This window comes from Paraclostridium dentum, from assembly GCF_012922555.1.
Taxonomy (GTDB): Bacteria; Bacillota; Clostridia; order Peptostreptococcales; family Peptostreptococcaceae; genus Paraclostridium; species Paraclostridium dentum.
In genome coordinates this window covers 1-16,049 of record NZ_WIPK01000016.1, presented here as the reverse complement: position 1 = coordinate 16,049, position 16,049 = coordinate 1, and the positions used below count along the sequence as shown (strand labels likewise).

At 24.0% G+C, this 16,049-nt stretch carries 16 protein-coding genes; 11 read left to right on the top strand and 5 right to left on the bottom strand.

The features are described 5' to 3' along the window. Positions 1-4: 4 nt before the first annotated feature. The gene (locus tag GFJ41_RS15805) at positions 5-226 is read left to right on the top strand and encodes a helix-turn-helix domain-containing protein (RefSeq protein ID WP_021430841.1); all 222 of its coding nucleotides are present in this window, start codon (positions 5-7) and stop codon (positions 224-226) included. A 308-nt stretch (positions 227-534) separates the two neighbouring features. Here the strand turns inward: GFJ41_RS15805 and GFJ41_RS15800 are convergent, their stop codons facing one another. Beyond that, a complete protein-coding gene (locus GFJ41_RS15800; RefSeq protein ID WP_170075841.1) occupies positions 535-1,641 on the bottom strand; it encodes a replication initiation protein in 1,107 nt (368 codons plus the stop codon). A 748-nt stretch (positions 1,642-2,389) separates the two neighbouring features. Next, complete coding sequence (locus GFJ41_RS15795) at positions 2,390-2,599, bottom strand: zinc ribbon domain-containing protein (RefSeq protein ID WP_021430843.1); 210 nt, start codon at positions 2,597-2,599, stop codon at positions 2,390-2,392. An 847-nt stretch (positions 2,600-3,446) separates the two neighbouring features. Here GFJ41_RS15795 and GFJ41_RS15790 point away from each other — a divergent pair. The 7 genes from GFJ41_RS15790 to GFJ41_RS15760 all read left to right on the top strand — a co-directional run bounded on the left by GFJ41_RS15790 (position 3,447) and on the right by GFJ41_RS15760 (position 8,424). After that, positions 3,447-3,665 (top strand): hypothetical protein, encoded by a 219-nt coding sequence (locus tag GFJ41_RS15790; RefSeq protein WP_021430845.1) that lies wholly within the window; start codon positions 3,447-3,449, stop codon positions 3,663-3,665. A gap of 122 nt (positions 3,666-3,787) precedes the next feature. Beyond that, complete coding sequence (locus GFJ41_RS15785; RefSeq protein WP_170075840.1) at positions 3,788-4,543, top strand: ABC transporter ATP-binding protein; 756 nt, start codon at positions 3,788-3,790, stop codon at positions 4,541-4,543. After that, on the top strand, positions 4,500-5,963 hold the full coding sequence (locus tag GFJ41_RS15780) for a hypothetical protein (protein WP_170075839.1): 1,464 nt from the start codon (positions 4,500-4,502) through the stop codon (positions 5,961-5,963). Before GFJ41_RS15785 ends, GFJ41_RS15780 begins: the two co-directional genes overlap by 44 nt. Positions 5,964-6,008: 45 nt before the next feature. Further along, on the top strand, positions 6,009-6,902 hold the full coding sequence (locus GFJ41_RS15775) for a PqqD family protein (RefSeq protein ID WP_170075838.1): 894 nt from the start codon (positions 6,009-6,011) through the stop codon (positions 6,900-6,902). Continuing rightward, positions 6,899-7,183, top strand: coding sequence for a hypothetical protein (locus GFJ41_RS15770; RefSeq protein WP_170075837.1), 285 nt, complete (start codon positions 6,899-6,901; stop codon positions 7,181-7,183). Before GFJ41_RS15775 ends, GFJ41_RS15770 begins: the two co-directional genes overlap by 4 nt. Further along, positions 7,176-7,748 carry a thioredoxin domain-containing protein gene (locus tag GFJ41_RS15765; RefSeq protein WP_170075836.1) on the top strand — a complete coding sequence of 191 codons (573 nt, stop codon included), beginning with the start codon at positions 7,176-7,178 and terminating at the stop codon, positions 7,746-7,748. Before GFJ41_RS15770 ends, GFJ41_RS15765 begins: the two co-directional genes overlap by 8 nt. Positions 7,749-7,791: 43 nt before the next feature. Further along, a complete protein-coding gene (locus tag GFJ41_RS15760; protein WP_170075835.1) occupies positions 7,792-8,424 on the top strand; it encodes a DUF3267 domain-containing protein in 633 nt (210 codons plus the stop codon). Positions 8,425-8,476: 52 nt separating this feature from the next. On the opposite strand, the gene GFJ41_RS15755 is transcribed toward GFJ41_RS15760, so the two are convergent. The 3 genes from GFJ41_RS15755 to GFJ41_RS15745 all read right to left on the bottom strand — a co-directional run bounded on the left by GFJ41_RS15755 (position 8,477) and on the right by GFJ41_RS15745 (position 11,447). Continuing rightward, positions 8,477-8,830, bottom strand: a complete 354-nt coding sequence (locus tag GFJ41_RS15755) for a hypothetical protein (protein WP_021430852.1) — start codon at positions 8,828-8,830, stop codon at positions 8,477-8,479. 72 nt (positions 8,831-8,902) lie between these two features. After that, the gene (locus tag GFJ41_RS15750) at positions 8,903-9,751 is read right to left on the bottom strand and encodes a ParA family protein (protein ID WP_170075834.1); all 849 of its coding nucleotides are present in this window, start codon (positions 9,749-9,751) and stop codon (positions 8,903-8,905) included. A gap of 1,135 nt (positions 9,752-10,886) precedes the next feature. Continuing rightward, on the bottom strand, positions 10,887-11,447 hold the full coding sequence (locus tag GFJ41_RS15745; protein WP_170075833.1) for a hypothetical protein: 561 nt from the start codon (positions 11,445-11,447) through the stop codon (positions 10,887-10,889). A gap of 511 nt (positions 11,448-11,958) precedes the next feature. On the opposite strand from GFJ41_RS15745, the gene GFJ41_RS15740 reads away from it, so the two are divergent. The 3 genes from GFJ41_RS15740 to GFJ41_RS15730 all read left to right on the top strand — a co-directional run bounded on the left by GFJ41_RS15740 (position 11,959) and on the right by GFJ41_RS15730 (position 15,241). Next, entirely contained in the window at positions 11,959-12,669 is a 711-nt protein-coding gene (locus tag GFJ41_RS15740; protein WP_170075832.1) for a LytR/AlgR family response regulator transcription factor, read from the top strand. Beyond that, positions 12,663-13,979 carry a sensor histidine kinase gene (locus tag GFJ41_RS15735; protein ID WP_170075831.1) on the top strand — a complete coding sequence of 439 codons (1,317 nt, stop codon included), beginning with the start codon at positions 12,663-12,665 and terminating at the stop codon, positions 13,977-13,979. Before GFJ41_RS15740 ends, GFJ41_RS15735 begins: the two co-directional genes overlap by 7 nt. A 434-nt stretch (positions 13,980-14,413) precedes the next feature. Then, positions 14,414-15,241, top strand: a complete 828-nt coding sequence (locus tag GFJ41_RS15730; protein WP_170075830.1) for an ATP-grasp domain-containing protein — start codon at positions 14,414-14,416, stop codon at positions 15,239-15,241. The last annotated feature ends 808 nt before the right edge of the window (positions 15,242-16,049 follow it).

Here is a 16,049-nt window from a genome sequence, read left to right as displayed (position 1 = left end):
TATTATGGCGATTATAGTTAACTTAGATGTAATGATGGCAAAGAGAAAAATGAGTTCAACGGAACTTTCTGAAAAGCTTGGAATCACTATGGCTAATCTTTCCATATTAAAAAATAATAAAGCTAAAGCTGTTAGGTTTACAACTTTAAATAGTATTTGTAAAATATTGGACTGCCAGCCAGGAGATATTTTAGAATATGTTGAAGATATTGAAGATGGTAAATAGCTATAGTTAATCAAAAAGATACTGTTTTTTAATTAAAAAACAGTATCTTTTTAATTTTAATTATCAATGTGTTGCCTTTATATAAATCTTTTTTGAAATCATTATAATTTTAGATAGTTAAACATTAGTATTTTCAATCACTTAGCATTTAACTTGAAGTTTTGATACATAATAATTTTTTAAAATTATCAATATGACACATTTTGATTTATTTGTCTACTATTTCTACTATAATTGAAATGTTTAATATCTATATACATTTGATTATTTAAACTTTTTTGTAATTATCAAGTTGACATATTTTAAGACTACCAAAATAAATCCATTTCTTCTTTATGCTTTAAATCTTCTTCACACTCTTTCTTGTACTCCAAAATTTTATTATCTAAGGTTCCCTTAAAGAATTTATATGATACGGCTTTTATAGTTTCAACATCGTCTTTATCTAGAGTTATCATAACCGCATCATCAAATGCTTTTTTCATATAATCATTTTTAAAGTCTATATTTTCGAAATCCATTTTAAAACTTCTTAAGGTTCCTTTTGTAAAAACTGTTTCATCTGGAATAAAAAATTCTCTATTTAAAATAGATTTCTCTAATTTTAAATTTATTTTATTTTCTTCAAATGGTTCAGGTATACCTGATTGTTCATAAATATTAGACTCCCCAATTTGATCAATTACATCATCTTTAGAGAAGTACTTTCTCTTATCTAAGTCTTTTACTATAAAATCTATTGATTCAACTTTTCTTCCTGATTTATTTTCCTTTATATCTATTTCAAAAAAACCACTTTCATTTAACTCTTTTATTGCTGGTAAAATTACACGTCTTTTAAAATTTGAATATTGAGGATAACTATCTTCTAGCATTAAATACATCTTTATATCCTCAATTTTATAATTTATAGTTTGTTTAGTTCCTGACCAAACTCTTATTAAATCATATAATCTTTGAGCATTATAATTTTTTAAACTAAATAGTATAGCTAAGTTTGCAGGAGTATATCCTGTCTTTAAGTATTGATCTAGTAAAGTATAAATTTTTTTTGGGCTTTCGATTCTAAAAATCTGAGTTTCTTCATCAAACTGGTATCCTGATATAAAATTGTATTGTCCCCAAATCAATTTATCATTTCTCTTTTTTTCAATGAAAAATATACTTTTGTTCATAAGACCTTCTAAATAGCTACTTATTTTTTTCACAGTTCTATCATTCGTTCTTTTTATTATTTCTTTAAATTCATCATAATGAATATCACAATGCATTGATCCATTATAGTTTTTTTGAAGTTTATAAAGTATTAACAAAAATATTCTATTTTCATTCAATGTTAAACTATATTTAGATTGTATTAGCACATTGTTTTTCATAAGTATTTTTGGATTTTCTATATCAGTTAAATTACTCATAATATCCCCCAATTCTATTAACTACTAAAACTAGTATATCATATGTATAATTTTAAAGTGTCACTTTTACAATTTTGACACTTTAATTTAACAGTATTAACTTTTTGCTATATTAATATGATATCAAAGTGACACTTTTAAAGTTATCAAAGTGACACTTTTAATTATCAAAGTGACACTTTTAATTATCAAGTTGACACATAAAAGTTATCAAAGTGACACTTTTAATTATCAAGTTGACACTTTTAATTATCAAGCTGACACTTTTAATTGCTTCAGTATAAGTAATTTCAAGGCTTTCACTGCTGCTTAAATACTATAAATACTATTAAATATTATTTTAAATAATAGTAAAGACTAGTAAAGATACTTTTCTGTTCTAATTTAATCTATTTAAATCAAAATATATTATCAATATGACATATTTATATTTCTATCCTAATACTTAATTTAATTATACGTATTAGCAATATATTTTTTAACTTTGCATAAAAATCTTTTTTAAGAAAATATTAACTATCAAAGAATAAAGTTTACATATCGATAAAAACGTCTCAGAGGCTATGAGAAAGTTTTTGTACATCAAAATGGATAAATATATTGCAATTTAGAAAATTTAGCTAAAAACGGAAGATAAAGATCGAAAAAACTGTAATTTTTATAAAATAGGATGAGAGCCTTAATATCAAATTCAAATAAAAAAGGGATATTAGTATATAATATCCCTTTTTTATTTGAATTTGATATATTAACCTATAAGAAAATCTAAAATATTCCATCCATCTGATGTATTGCTTTTGTAAAGTTCAGTGTATCCACACTTAGTACAGCTTATAGTTATAAATTTTTTATTTTGGATGTCAAATATTTTTGCAAAGTTTCCACCTGTAGCTTGAAATTGATCACTTTCATAAGATGTATTTGAACATTTAGGGCAAACATATTGTTTTTTCTCCATAATTTAAATCCTCCTAATATTGATTTGAGTAAAATTTTACTATAACAAATAAAAAAAAACTAATTAAAATTAGTTACAATATAAAACTTTATATTATTCCTTATCTTTTAATTTATTGATTTCAGTATCGATTTGATTATTAGATTTTAAAAACTTAAAAATTGATATAAATATAATTACAAATACATTAATTAATAACAGAATGCTTAAGGTTTGGAATAAAGATATTAAAACCATGATGAACTCCTTTACATATTTGTAGTTAAATCAGATTGATAATTATTATACATATTAAGTAAAATAAATCAATTTAAATGGAGTGAAACCAAATAAAATTGGATTAAAATGAGCATCTACTTAGAATAATATAAATTTTTCATTTTAAATATAAAGTATTTTTAAAAGTTTTAACATATAGGTTAGAATTAACTACTTACAATAAATATTATTAAATTCCATCCGAACTTTAAATTTTAGAAAAGAGAAAAAGTTAGCTAATAGAGAAAAAAATGACAAAAAAATACAAAATTACGCAAATTTCAATAAAAATAGACTTATTTGATTTTTAATATATAAAATATAAAAAATTATTTTTAAAGTATCCTTACATCATGAAAGTGAATATTATGAAATTCCAATATTCTTACATAGCATATGTAGTAGATTAACTAAATACGTTTACTTATTTCAATTTATTAAATTATATAAAAATTTTGACATTATTCGAGCTGGATATTGCAAACGATTTTTTGATATGTAACAATTTATACAAAGGCAAGGTTGTCAAATATCTAACAATGTCTTTTGACTTAGGTGTTCTATTTAAATTATAGGAGGAGATTGGGAAATGGAATTAATACAATACAATGCACCTGTAATAGAGTGTGATAATTTTGAAATAACTGAGGAACAAGCATGGTTTTTAGTTTTCGTAGCAGTACTTTTAGCATTAGGAGCTACTGTTGTTTTAGGAGCTGCAGTTTGGTGTTTAGTTCAAGGTAAAGGAAGTTTCACTGGTGGAGTTAAGTGGGAAAATGGGCTTAACGTTAATATAGAGTGTAAATAGATAGGACTTTAATTTATTAAAATTATACTAAAGAATTTAAAACTATAACAAAAGAGAAAGATTTAAATTTAGGACACCTAAGTCTGTAAATTGATTTAAGTACTGGGAGGAATGTGTAAACTATGCTTTATGTAGAGAACTTGACAAAAACTTATAACAATAAAATTGTTGCTATAAAAAATCTCAGTTTTTCTTTAAATAAAAATAAAGTTTTAGGACTTGTAGGTCCTAATGGATCTGGAAAGACTACAACAATTAATTTAATATTAGGGACTATCAAAAGTGATACAGGTAAAATATTATATGAAAATTATAAAAATGATAGTCTAAAATTTAAACAGAAAGTTGGATATATCCCAGATGAATTGATACTGCCAGAGTCATTGACGGGAAGAGAATATATAGATTTTATTTTATCAGTATACTCTACAAAGAAAAACGATAAATTAAAAAAATTAATCAAACTATATAATATGCAAGACTTTTTAGATATCTTGATAAAAGAATATTCACATGGGATGAAGAAAAAACTTCAGATAATAGTTGCTTTCTCATTAGAAAGCGAAGTAATAATTATAGATGAACCTTTCCGAGGGTTAGATATAGAATCAATTATAATAACAAAACAGCTTTTTAAGAGTTTTATAAGCTCAGGAAGTATATTATTATGTTCACATGATTTAAATTTAATTGAAGAATTATCGGATGAGGTAATAATGCTTTACAAAGGTAATACTGTAGCAAAGGGCACAAGTCATCTTTTAAAAGAAGAATTTCAATGCGAAGACTTAGAAGAAGTTTTTATGAAAGTTGCTATAGGGGAGGACAGAAAAAATGAGATTGGAGAAATCATTTCTAATTTTAACAACAATGCTTAAGGGAATTAAAAATAGTTTATACAATAAAATTAAAAAATATTTTGTTTTTATATCTATTGTAGTACCATTTTTTATTCTTTTAGGAACCGTAATCTCGTATAAGATATTTTCGCCTATGATTAATGCTATTATTAGTGGAAATAAAAGTATGTTTTTTTCATTTGTTTCATCAAGTATGCTAAATGTAACTTTAATTACTTTTGTTATATACATAATACTAATCAACTCAGATAATGATAGCAGCAATTATAGCAGAATGATAAAATGGTTACCTCTTACAAAAATAGAGAAGATATGTGCACAAACAATTCAAGAATTATTTTTTATAATTATTACCAATCTATGCTATGTAACATTTTTTCACCTACCATCATTTATAGGATCCAAGGTTGATATAAAAATTATTATTATATATTTAATATCTGTAATCTTGCAATCATTATTGACATATTTCTTATTAAATATTATTTATCTATTAATAATTAGATTACTATACTTTATATCACATAAAAAGTTTATCAGAGAATTAGCCTCAATTATTTTAGGAATAAATACGTTTATTTATTTAGTTAGCAAAATTAACTTAGAGAATCTTTTAGTTAAAAGTAATACATATAGGATATCAATAGTAAATATTTTATTACCTGTTATAGATATGTGTTTGGGATATGGATACTTTAACTACAAAGATGTAAAAGTCTGTCTGATTCTAAGTGGAGTAATTTTGATTTTAGGAATATTAATAACGATTGTATTTGCTGGGATTGAACTTGATAATAGAAATTTAATGCTTTTTAAATATATACCAAAATACAAAGGTAAAATGTTATGGATTGTAATAAAAGAAATTAAACATATTGTACGAAGTGAGACTAATATTTCAAATTTCTTTGTATTAATATGCATAATTATATCTGTAGGTTTTTTAGATCCAAATACTATAGACAAAACAATTGCTAATTTAATTTTATCAAGTTTTTGTTCAATATTTGCACTAAGCTCATTTGGTGAAGATAGAAATTTCACTATTTACTCTAATATAGTTCCTATTTCTAGTAAGTTAATTTCTTATGGAAAACTAATAGGCAATCTTATTATTGGGATATTGCTGTATACGATACTATTTCTTATCGTATTTACGTATTTAGGCATAAACATAGAATTATTTAAAAGTGGATTAATGTACACTGCAATGGGGGTTATAGTGATTTACACATATGGTATTGTAATTCCGGTTAGAGAAAAAGAGCCATTTTCAAATATAATTGTATTTTTATCTTTTGCGGCAATATGTATTTTGATTTCTATAATATCACTAACATTTAGTGGTGCATATATATATCAACTTATTTTAATATCTGTAGTAGCTATAACGTTGATGATACCAAAGCTTTATAAGTTAAATTCTAAATTAGATTAAATTTATATTTAAATAACACATTTTAATTTATAAAGGAGAGATTAGATGAATCTATTTACATTTTTAATTGAAAAGATAAAAGCATTATTAAAAATAAAAACAGTTTTTATTATTCCGAAGAGCGTAGATTTAAATGAAAATTTAATTTTTGATAAAGATTTAAATAAAAGCATTACATTAAATGGGGTTGCTTATGAAATTTTAAAGTTAGTTAATGGCAAAAACACTATAGACGATATAGTTGCAGAGTTACTTAAAAAGTATAATGTAGAAAAGACTGTATTAGAAAGAGATGTAATAAATATATTAAGCAATTTACAAGATAAAAACTTAGTTGAAAGTAAGGTAATAGGGAATAAAATAGTAGTTTTATTTTTAAACATAAGCATATTTCAATATGTGTATAAGAAAAGATACTCTGTTTCTGAATCTAAATTTGGATCTTTGATTATTTTACTTTATGTAGTAACGAAAAAATTGTTTGTAATGTGGGTTATTACATTTGCAACTATTTACTTATTTAAACATAATTTAGCATCTGAGTTTAATGAGAAGATAAATTATGCAATTGATTGTTATATTGTTTTTATACTTTCAATTATAAGTGGATTTGTTATGCATGAATGGATTCATATAGCTGTTAGTAAAATTCAAAATCAAGAATTTCGTGGATATATATTAGCAAGAAGCTTTACGGTAAGCATAGTTAAGGTAAATGCCGAATCTAGTTTATTATCTATTTTGCTAGGCCCATTGATTCCAAGTATTTTAGGAATAACAATAATAGCAATTTCAATAAAAATACAAAGTATAATGATATTTACTCTAGGAATAGGATTTGCAATTAATGCAATAAATTTATTACCTTTTACACAAGATGGGAAAGGAATACTTAGGAAAGTTCTAATGAAAAAACTAATGAAGGGAGCTATAAAATGAAAAAAACATTAGGAATTATATCTTCTGCATATTTTATACTTATACCGTTTAGTATAGTTTTTTACTTATTATATTCCTTGATAAGTAATAAAAGCGTAAACTTATTTAATGGTGGCGTTGTGCTAGATGTAGCACAAAGTAGTTTCAAATTAAACATAAGTTCAAACTTAGTTTTAATATACATAGTTTTATATATAGTACTTATTGGATTAGTATTGATAGTTTCAAGAACAAAGTTTTGTAAAAATTTCTATGAAAAAGGAAAGAGGGCAAATGGATAAGAAAAGAGTAGTTAAATTAGTTTTATTTATTGCTTTTATTGCAATCTGTATATCAGCATATTCAATATACTCTAAAGGTAAAGAAACTATAGATACAAAGTATGGACTAGCATATGGAGACCCTAATGCCAAAATAAAAATGGTAGAATATATGAGTTTTCAATGTATAGACTGCTACGAGTTACATGAAAATATAGGAGATACATTAAGAGATAAAATTAAAAATGGTGAAATATATTATGTAGTAAAGCATGTTGATTTTGAAAAGTTTAAGTATGATGATGTTATATTCAACAGGATTGATAACCTAGATAAAATAGAAACGGTAGATTATATAATGGATAATTATAAAACATGGAGTAAAATGAAAAACGTGAAAGATGTTGAAGAGTTTTTTAAACTAGGTGCTATTAAAAAAGATAGAGTTGAGATGCAAAAACATATTCTGTCTGAAAGAGATGATCTTGGAATAGATTTTATACCTACATTTTATTTAAATGGTGAAAAGCATGTTGGATCATTTACAGAAAAAGAGTTCAATAAAATGATAAATGATGTAAAATAAGGCTATATAGAATACACATACATGTAAATGAAAGGAAATTTTTATGAAGTATATAAGTAAAATACCAGATACAGATATTAATTTAAATAAGGACATGCTTAGTACTGGTTGGAAAATGTTAAAAGAACCTCGAAATTTAGTTACAGCAACTCTAATATCATTACCTATATCAATTATAAATATTTATTTATGTATATTTTTTATTAAGCTTATAAATAAAGACTTATTGACAATTATAAACTCAATTTTTTATGATGGGAAATTTGTTTTTACAATTAAACTTATATATATAGTATACATATATGTGTATATATTTTTACATGAAGTTATTCATTTAGTATGTATTCCAAACTTTGCAAACTCTAAATCAACATTTATTTCAGTAAAACTATGGGGTGGTTTTGTTTATACAGAAGAAATAATTAGTAGAAATAGATACTTGATAGTAACTATAATGCCATTTATAATATTGTCATTTGTAATGCCAATTATAATGACCTTATTAGGTGTAAACCCTATGATTATTTTAATTTTGGCAATTGTTAATGCTGCAGGAGCATCAGTAGATATATTATCTTTTATACTATTGTTTTTTCAAGCTCCAAGAAATAGCAAGATAAAAAACAATGGAATAAAAACTTTCTACAAGATTAGTAAAGTATCTAATTTAGATTAATAAATCCATAAAAAGGGAGGACAATTGTCCTCCCTCTTATGAATTTATTAATCTATTTTTTAGTTTTTTTTGATTTCTTCTTATACTTCTCTTCATATGCAGTTAAGGCGTCTACATTAAGCTCAACTGAGTCAAACATCTTACAGACTATATCTTCTAAGACTTGAGAAACAGTCATATTATTTTCATAAGAAAAAGATTTAACCTTATCAGCGATTTCCTTTTTCAATTTAATTCCAATCATAACTTTTTCTTCTTTTAATTTGGGTTTATTTATTAAATCAAATACATTAATATCAGTATTTTTATTTTCAATAAATTCTTGGCCCGTTGATTTTTCATCTACTTTTTGTTTTATGTTTAATAAACTGCTTTTCTTATTTAACATTGGATTTTCAATAGTCATAACTTTCTCTCCTAATATTTAATAAATATTTAATGTTAATTAAATGTATTTTTAATAGTTAAAAAATTTTCATTAAATAACTATTAAACCTTCTTCTATGTATTCATTTATTAAGTCGGAAATTTCATTTCCTATATCAGTTTTTATTTTTCTTTCTTTAACTTTTACATACTCACTAATTGACTCGTTATATAATATTGAGTTTTCATAGTGAACAGATTTTCTCATAGTTTGTTTAAATGTATTTCCTAAAATTCCTTTTTCTGTAGCACACTCTAACCACATTTTTATTTTGTTGTTTTCTTGTTTTTCAAATTTAGTGATAACTGGTTTTCTTATATCGTCTTTATCTATTCTAAGAGCTTTCTTTATATCTCCATAGGTTTTTAATAATAAATCATAACCTGTTAGAGTACTATAACATCCGTAGTTTATTATAGGAACAATATCTGTACAACATATAAATACATTTGTATTTAAAACAGATATAGCAGGATTTAAATCAAATAATACTAAATCATATTCTGAAAAAACATCTATATTCTTATCATCAGTTAAGTAATTCAATAAAGTATATTCCTTACCGGCTTTTGTATTAAGAACTAATTCAAGAGTAACCATATCTATATTACTTGCTATAATATCTAAGTTTTTAAATTTACTTAGCGGAGATCTCATAATTAACTTATCTATTTCAATATTGATCTCTAACCCATCTTTTAAAGTATATATATTGGATTGAATTACTTCTTCTCCTAATAAAAATACTGATGCATTTGATTGAGGATCAGCATCTATAAACAATACTTTTTTATTGGGAAAGTTTGTACAAAATTGATGTATAAAATTTAGATTTAAACATGTTTTGGAACTACCACCCTTAAAGCTCATATGTGTTAAAATTGTTTGATTTTTAGCCACTTTTATTACTCCTTTTTTATATTAAATATACATTTAATAGTAGTTTAATCTATATTTTATCATTAATTAAATGCTTTTTAAATACTAATTTAATATATTTATAAAAATTAAAAATAAAGAGCTAAAAATATAGCTCTTTAAAGATAAAATATTAATACCATTATAGAATTCAGTCTGAAATCAATTAGATAAATCAATTAGATTTTGTATTTTGTTTTTTCGCGTCTTTTTTCTGTTTGAACATGATACAGAAACCATGACCAAAATAGAAAATCACACTCAATATTATAAATATGGCAAATACAAATAAAGCATAGTCAATCCAGAGCCAATTTGAATAGCTTATGCCCATAAAGTCGAGTAGAAACATTATACTAACACCTCGTTTTTATTTTTTTATTTATTGTTTTAGTGTTGATAATTTTATTTAAGTATAGAAAAAAGAGACTTATTTCGTGATAACAAGTCTCTTTCAAAATTAGAGATAATTATTAAATACACTATTAAATGTATATTTAATTACTTTTAAATATATGCTGATTACTTTACAAATGTGAATTTTTAAATAGATAAAAACAATAATGCTACAGATGGAAGAAAAGTAATTACTGTAATAATTAAAGTAGTATTTGTAGGTATAAATTCACTATTATATTTTGTAAAATAGAATAAATGAAAAATTATAAAAGTTAATATCATTAATATAAAATTAAAAAATAAGCTAATGGAAAACACCTTAAAACTTTCATCTATTATAGTATAAGATTTAAAAGTATTAATGGTATAGATTATATAAATTATTACTCCAAAAATAAAATAAAAGTTACTTTGCTTTTTTAAATCTTTGTTCTTTAAAAAATTGAATTTTAAAATAGACTTATTGTCATTGTACTCGATTCTCATAGGGGTCACCTCATTGTTATATTAAAGAAATAGTGATTCTAAATATAATTATCGTCATGTTAAAATAATTATAAAGGGATATGATAAGCGGAATATATAAATATAGGCTTATAAATAAAATAAGGAGGACGTTTGTCCTCCTTATTTTATCAACTAATATATGTATGCAGTCACCATTTGATTATATTAGGTTGGAGTTATTGTTACATTTAAAAGCTAGATATCAATAAAGTTAATTATATTTATCTATAAACTCTAAAAATGCTTTACTTATAATGTCATGTTTATTTAAATGAGAATATTTATTTTTACATAAATCAGAAAAATCATTCCATATATCTTTATCTAATCTGATTGTAGTTTTTACAACTTCAGATTTATTGAAATTTATTTGAAGGCCAGTCTTTACCTCGATTACATCTATAGGACAACTGTCCTCTTTAGATTCAAAGTTATTTATAAGACTAATTATCTTATCGTAATTTTTAACGATATTTAATAGTTTTTCTTGAATTTCATAGTTATTAAATAGTTGATTTGAATTTACTGTAAATGGGTCATAATTGCTTGAAATAAGTGAGTTTGAGTTATGTTTAGGATATATATTATCCACGGTTAAAATGAATTTACCATCAAATTTTTGATATCCATATTTTTTCATGAATCTATCTAAAGTATCAACTCTTGTATAACTCATTTTTTCAGCAATTTCTTTTCTTGATAGCCCTTTTTCCTGGAGACTAATTATATAATCTATTTTTTTATCATAGCTCCAATCCTTCTTATTTTCCAAGTTACCACCCCCAACAATATGGAGGACACTAGTCCTCCATATTATTATACTATTTAAAAATTGCGTATTTAGTTGAAATTTAGCTTTTAATTAAAAAATATCTAAAATGCATAAGTTAAGGTCTAGTATGCAACAAAGCATTGAACAAAGTTTTTTTAAGACGTATACTTTTTATATAGTTTGTAAATAAGTACATACATAAAAGTATGAACTAAGTATCTCAATTCAAATTCAAACTCATAGTGTCGATAAAAGTATATAAAAGTTAATTAAAATCTAAATAGAAAAGGGTATATTTAGATTTTTAATAGTTGTGTTTTAGGGTTATAAACATAAATTTAATTAACTTAACAAAAGAAGTATTCAAATTGAATACTTCTTTTTGTGTTAAGTTAATTAACTGTAATAGATAAAAAACAACTAAACTGAGACAATTATCTTTAAAAACTAGAAAAAGGTACCGATATAAGATATTATGTAATGACAAAAAATATGTTAGGGGGATTTTTAAATGGTTGTACTTGGCATATGCGATGATGAAAAGCATTATAGGTCAATTATTAGAAAATATTTAGAAGAAATATTAAAATCAAATGCACATAGTTACGAAATCCATGAATTTACATCTGGAGAAGAGCTACTAGAGAATTACCCTAATAATTTAGATATCTTGATTTTAGATATACAAATGGATAGCATCGATGGTATGAATACAGCTAGAAGGATTAGAACATTTGATAGTAACGTAGAAATTATATTTATGACTTCGTATTCTGAATTTATGCAAGAAGGATATGAAGTAAGAGCTTATAGATACTTATTAAAACCTATAGATTTCGATAAATTAAATAAACATATAATACCCTGTGTAAAGGAATTAAAAAGACGAAATAGCAATTATTTAACAATTAACACAAAGAACTATATAGATAGAATAAAAATAGATTCTATACTGTATATTGAAACTCAAAGGCCTAATTTATTAATTTATACAAATAAAAAAGTTCATAGTGTAAGGATGAGCATGAGAAAAATCGAGGGAATATTAGAAGAATACAGTTTTTATAGATGTCACAATAGTTTCTTAGTTAATTTAAAAGAAATTGAATCTATGGATGGTGAATATATATTTATAAATGACATGAAAATACCTGTAAGTAGGTACAGAACGAAAGGATTAAAACTAGCGATAACCAATACTCTAGGGGATATAGTATGTTAAATAAAGTAGGTATAGACACTAGAGATATATTTAAAATCTCAATAGTATTTATGAATTTTATAATATTTTTTTGTACACTAGATGTAATAAGTATTAGAAAGATTAGCAACATAAAGTTTTTCCAGTATATAGGTATTTTAATTTGTATTTTAGTGGTGGTAAGTGTATCAGATATATTTAGAAATTTTAGGATTTTATTATATATAATATTTGGAATTATATACTATAACCTAGTATATGATGAATTTTTAGTGAAATGTGTAATAGTAACTATATTGTTTTGGATAAGTGTAATGGTTGTAGAGACTGCATCAATTGGTGCTATAGCTGCAATTAATAATATATTAAATCTAAATTACCTAATAAATCAAAAAAAGTATGTAATTCAAGCAATTATACTATCTAAAGTATTGCTGTTAACAGAGTTTGTATTATTAAGATACTTTAAATTGGCATTAGAGTTTAAGCCAAAAGATATGGCTCTTATAGGTCTTTCTATAAGTTACAATATATTAAGTTTATTATTAGTTTTTGGATATAATTTTTTAAATAGAATATTAATCAAATTAAATATTGTATTTTTAATATTAATTACAATGCTTTTAATGCTATCAACTATTTCATTACTAGTAGTTATAGCTAGGATTAGAAGATCTGATAGACTTAAACTTGAAACAGAGCTTATAAATGAAAGGACTCAAATGAATTACAAAAACTATGAAAATATATATGAGGTCCATAGTAGTTTAAGGCATGTATATCATGATTTAAAGAACCACATGATGTGTATAAAAAATTACAATAGTAAAGAAGATATTATTAAATACATAGATAACTTAAGTTTTGAAATAAGAATGTTCGATAGTATCTCTCATACAGGGAATGAGACTTTAGATATAATTCTAAGCCAAAAGATACATGAGTGTAATAAATATAATATTAAGTTTGAATCGAATATAAATTTCTCGAAATTAGGATTTATAAGTAATATAGATGTATGTTCCATATTTGGAAATGCTTTAGATAACTCAATAGAGGCATGTAAATTAATAGATTGTGTGATAGATAGGAAAATAGAGGTAAAAGTAACCTATATTAAGCAGTTTTGCATAATAAAAATTATAAACACTAAACAAAATAAAATTAACTTTACCAAAAAGGGAATACAAACAAGTAAATATAATAAATATGAACATGGTATAGGATTAGCAAGTATAAAAAGAACTGTAGATAAGTATGATGGAGAAGTTGCTGTGAATTTCTCTGAGACTGAATTTATTTTGAAGATAATGATACCTATACGGTCATAATAAAAAAGCACACAAAATATAGAGTCTATATTTTGTGTGCTTTTTTATTATGTTAAATTAGAAGGTGCTTATGTTTATATTACCCATTAAAAAAACAGTTTAACTCTTAATTTATTAATTTTTCAAATACAACATTATATTATTTTATAAGTGGATTATTTATTAATAGTTAAAATTAATAGAAATATAAAAAATATAATTGAATTAAACGATGTATATATTTAAAATACTATAACATATACATTATTTAAGTTTAAAAGGTCAAAAAAATTGGAATTATTTTGACCTTTTAAATTTAAAATAAACAAGAACTTGGGTGAAAAGTGAAAATATAAGAAGTGTCTATTATTTATGAAATGAAAATTCTGAATTTTAAAAATTTCTTGTAAATATTTTTCAATCTGATAGAATGTATTAAAAAGGAGTGCGCTATTATGAAAAAAATATTATTCGTAACAGATTTATATTATAAAGCGAACGGAAGAAATTACTATGAAGAAGACCTTTTTATAACATCTAAATTAGTAGATAAATTTAATCTAGTTATTTGTAATCCAAAAGATATGAATAAGTTTAATGACAATTTTGACTTAACTATATTTAGAAATGCAGGTCCTGTTGCAAATTTTCCAAAAGAGTATAATGACTTTAGAGAAAAAATAAAAAGAAATAATTTAAAGACATATAACTCATTTGATGGAAAGGGAGATATGAATGGAAAGGACTATCTGATCGAATTAACTAATTTAGGATATCCTGTAATCAGTACTGTAGATTCAATTAGCGATATTAATAAACTACCTAAAATAGATAAATATGTTATAAAGCCAAAAGATGGGGCAGATTCAATAGGAATGGAATTTGTAACAAAAGAAGAATTATATGAAAAAGTTCCAGAGGGTGATTTTAATACATTAATTCAGCCAGCGATAAACTTTGAATATGAAGTGTCTTTTTACTATATAGATAAAGAGTTTCAATATGCTCTTTATGCACCAGACAAAAGCAAGAGATGGGAATTAAAAGAATATGATGCAACTACATCTGACTTAGAGTTTGCGATGAAGTTTGTTGAATGGAATAATATAGATCATGGTATCCAGAGGATTGATGCATGCAGAGATGAAGAAGGCAATCTTTTACTTGTTGAATTAGAAGATTTAAACCCGTATCTATCTGTATTAGAATTATCAAATCAACTTCAAAATAAATTTATTGAATCACTTAAAAAATCAATTGAAAATGTTTTAAACTGTAACTAAAAAAACAGATATATAAAAAGGAGCATCATTAATGATGCTCCTTTTTATATATCTGTTTTTGTTGTTTTTAGACTTATTATAATAATAAATTTAATATATCAAAAATGTAAGAAATCTTTAAGGTTGATGCAAGGCTATTTTAAGGATGTAAATGTATAATAGAGTTAACGAATAAAACAAAGGAGGAATTATACATGACAATAATAGGGGTTTTAATGATAGTTCCATTTATATTAGCAGTAGGAGCGGGGCTAGTAAGTAGTGAATTAGAATTAGCTAACCAACAATAGACGTTTAAAATATTTAAGAAATGTTTAAGATTAAGATAAAGATAAGTTAAGAGTATAGATGTAATATAAGAATATAATCTAAAAAATAAAGGAGGAAAAATAAGATGGCAATAGTAATAGGTAGTTTAATGATAGTTCCATTTATATTAGCAGTAGGAGCAGGGCTAGTAAGCAATGAACTAGAAATAGCAAATCAATAAACCTTAAAATGAACTTAAGTGTATAGAATAAATATAAAAAATGAAGGAGAGATTATACATGATAGTAATAGGAAGCGTAGTGATGGCACCATTTATATTAGCAGTAGGGGCAGGACTATTAAGTAATGAGCTAGATGCAGCTAATCAACAATAGAATATTAAAGTATTTAGAATAAAAAATGAGGAAGGAATAATAAGATGACAACAATAATAGGGAGTTTAATGATAGTTCCATTTATACTAGCAGTAGGAGCAGGGCTAGTAAGCAATGAATTAGAAATAGCAAATCAATAATGTAAATTGAAAATTTAAGACATA

What these genes read in the sequence shown, in the direction of transcription:
- GFJ41_RS15755 (WP_021430852.1), bottom strand. Translation starts at nt 8,830, where the DNA reads ATGACTATTGAAAATCCAATGTTAAATAAGAAAAGCAGTTTATTAAAC.
- GFJ41_RS15770 (WP_170075837.1), top strand. Translation starts at nt 6,899, where the DNA reads ATGAAAAAAACATTAGGAATTATATCTTCTGCATATTTTATACTTATA.
- GFJ41_RS15740 (WP_170075832.1), top strand. Translation starts at nt 11,959, where the DNA reads ATGGTTGTACTTGGCATATGCGATGATGAAAAGCATTATAGGTCAATT.
- GFJ41_RS15780 (WP_170075839.1), top strand. Translation starts at nt 4,500, where the DNA reads ATGAGATTGGAGAAATCATTTCTAATTTTAACAACAATGCTTAAGGGA.
- GFJ41_RS15735 (WP_170075831.1), top strand. Translation starts at nt 12,663, where the DNA reads ATGTTAAATAAAGTAGGTATAGACACTAGAGATATATTTAAAATCTCA.
- GFJ41_RS15775 (WP_170075838.1), top strand. Translation starts at nt 6,009, where the DNA reads ATGAATCTATTTACATTTTTAATTGAAAAGATAAAAGCATTATTAAAA.
- GFJ41_RS15785 (WP_170075840.1), top strand. Translation starts at nt 3,788, where the DNA reads ATGCTTTATGTAGAGAACTTGACAAAAACTTATAACAATAAAATTGTT.
- GFJ41_RS15760 (WP_170075835.1), top strand. Translation starts at nt 7,792, where the DNA reads ATGAAGTATATAAGTAAAATACCAGATACAGATATTAATTTAAATAAG.
- GFJ41_RS15765 (WP_170075836.1), top strand. Translation starts at nt 7,176, where the DNA reads ATGGATAAGAAAAGAGTAGTTAAATTAGTTTTATTTATTGCTTTTATT.
- GFJ41_RS15730 (WP_170075830.1), top strand. Translation starts at nt 14,414, where the DNA reads ATGAAAAAAATATTATTCGTAACAGATTTATATTATAAAGCGAACGGA.
- GFJ41_RS15800 (WP_170075841.1), bottom strand. Translation starts at nt 1,641, where the DNA reads ATGAGTAATTTAACTGATATAGAAAATCCAAAAATACTTATGAAAAAC.
- GFJ41_RS15790 (WP_021430845.1), top strand. Translation starts at nt 3,447, where the DNA reads ATGGAATTAATACAATACAATGCACCTGTAATAGAGTGTGATAATTTT.
- GFJ41_RS15795 (WP_021430843.1), bottom strand. Translation starts at nt 2,599, where the DNA reads ATGGAGAAAAAACAATATGTTTGCCCTAAATGTTCAAATACATCTTAT.
- GFJ41_RS15805 (WP_021430841.1), top strand. Translation starts at nt 5, where the DNA reads ATGGCGATTATAGTTAACTTAGATGTAATGATGGCAAAGAGAAAAATG.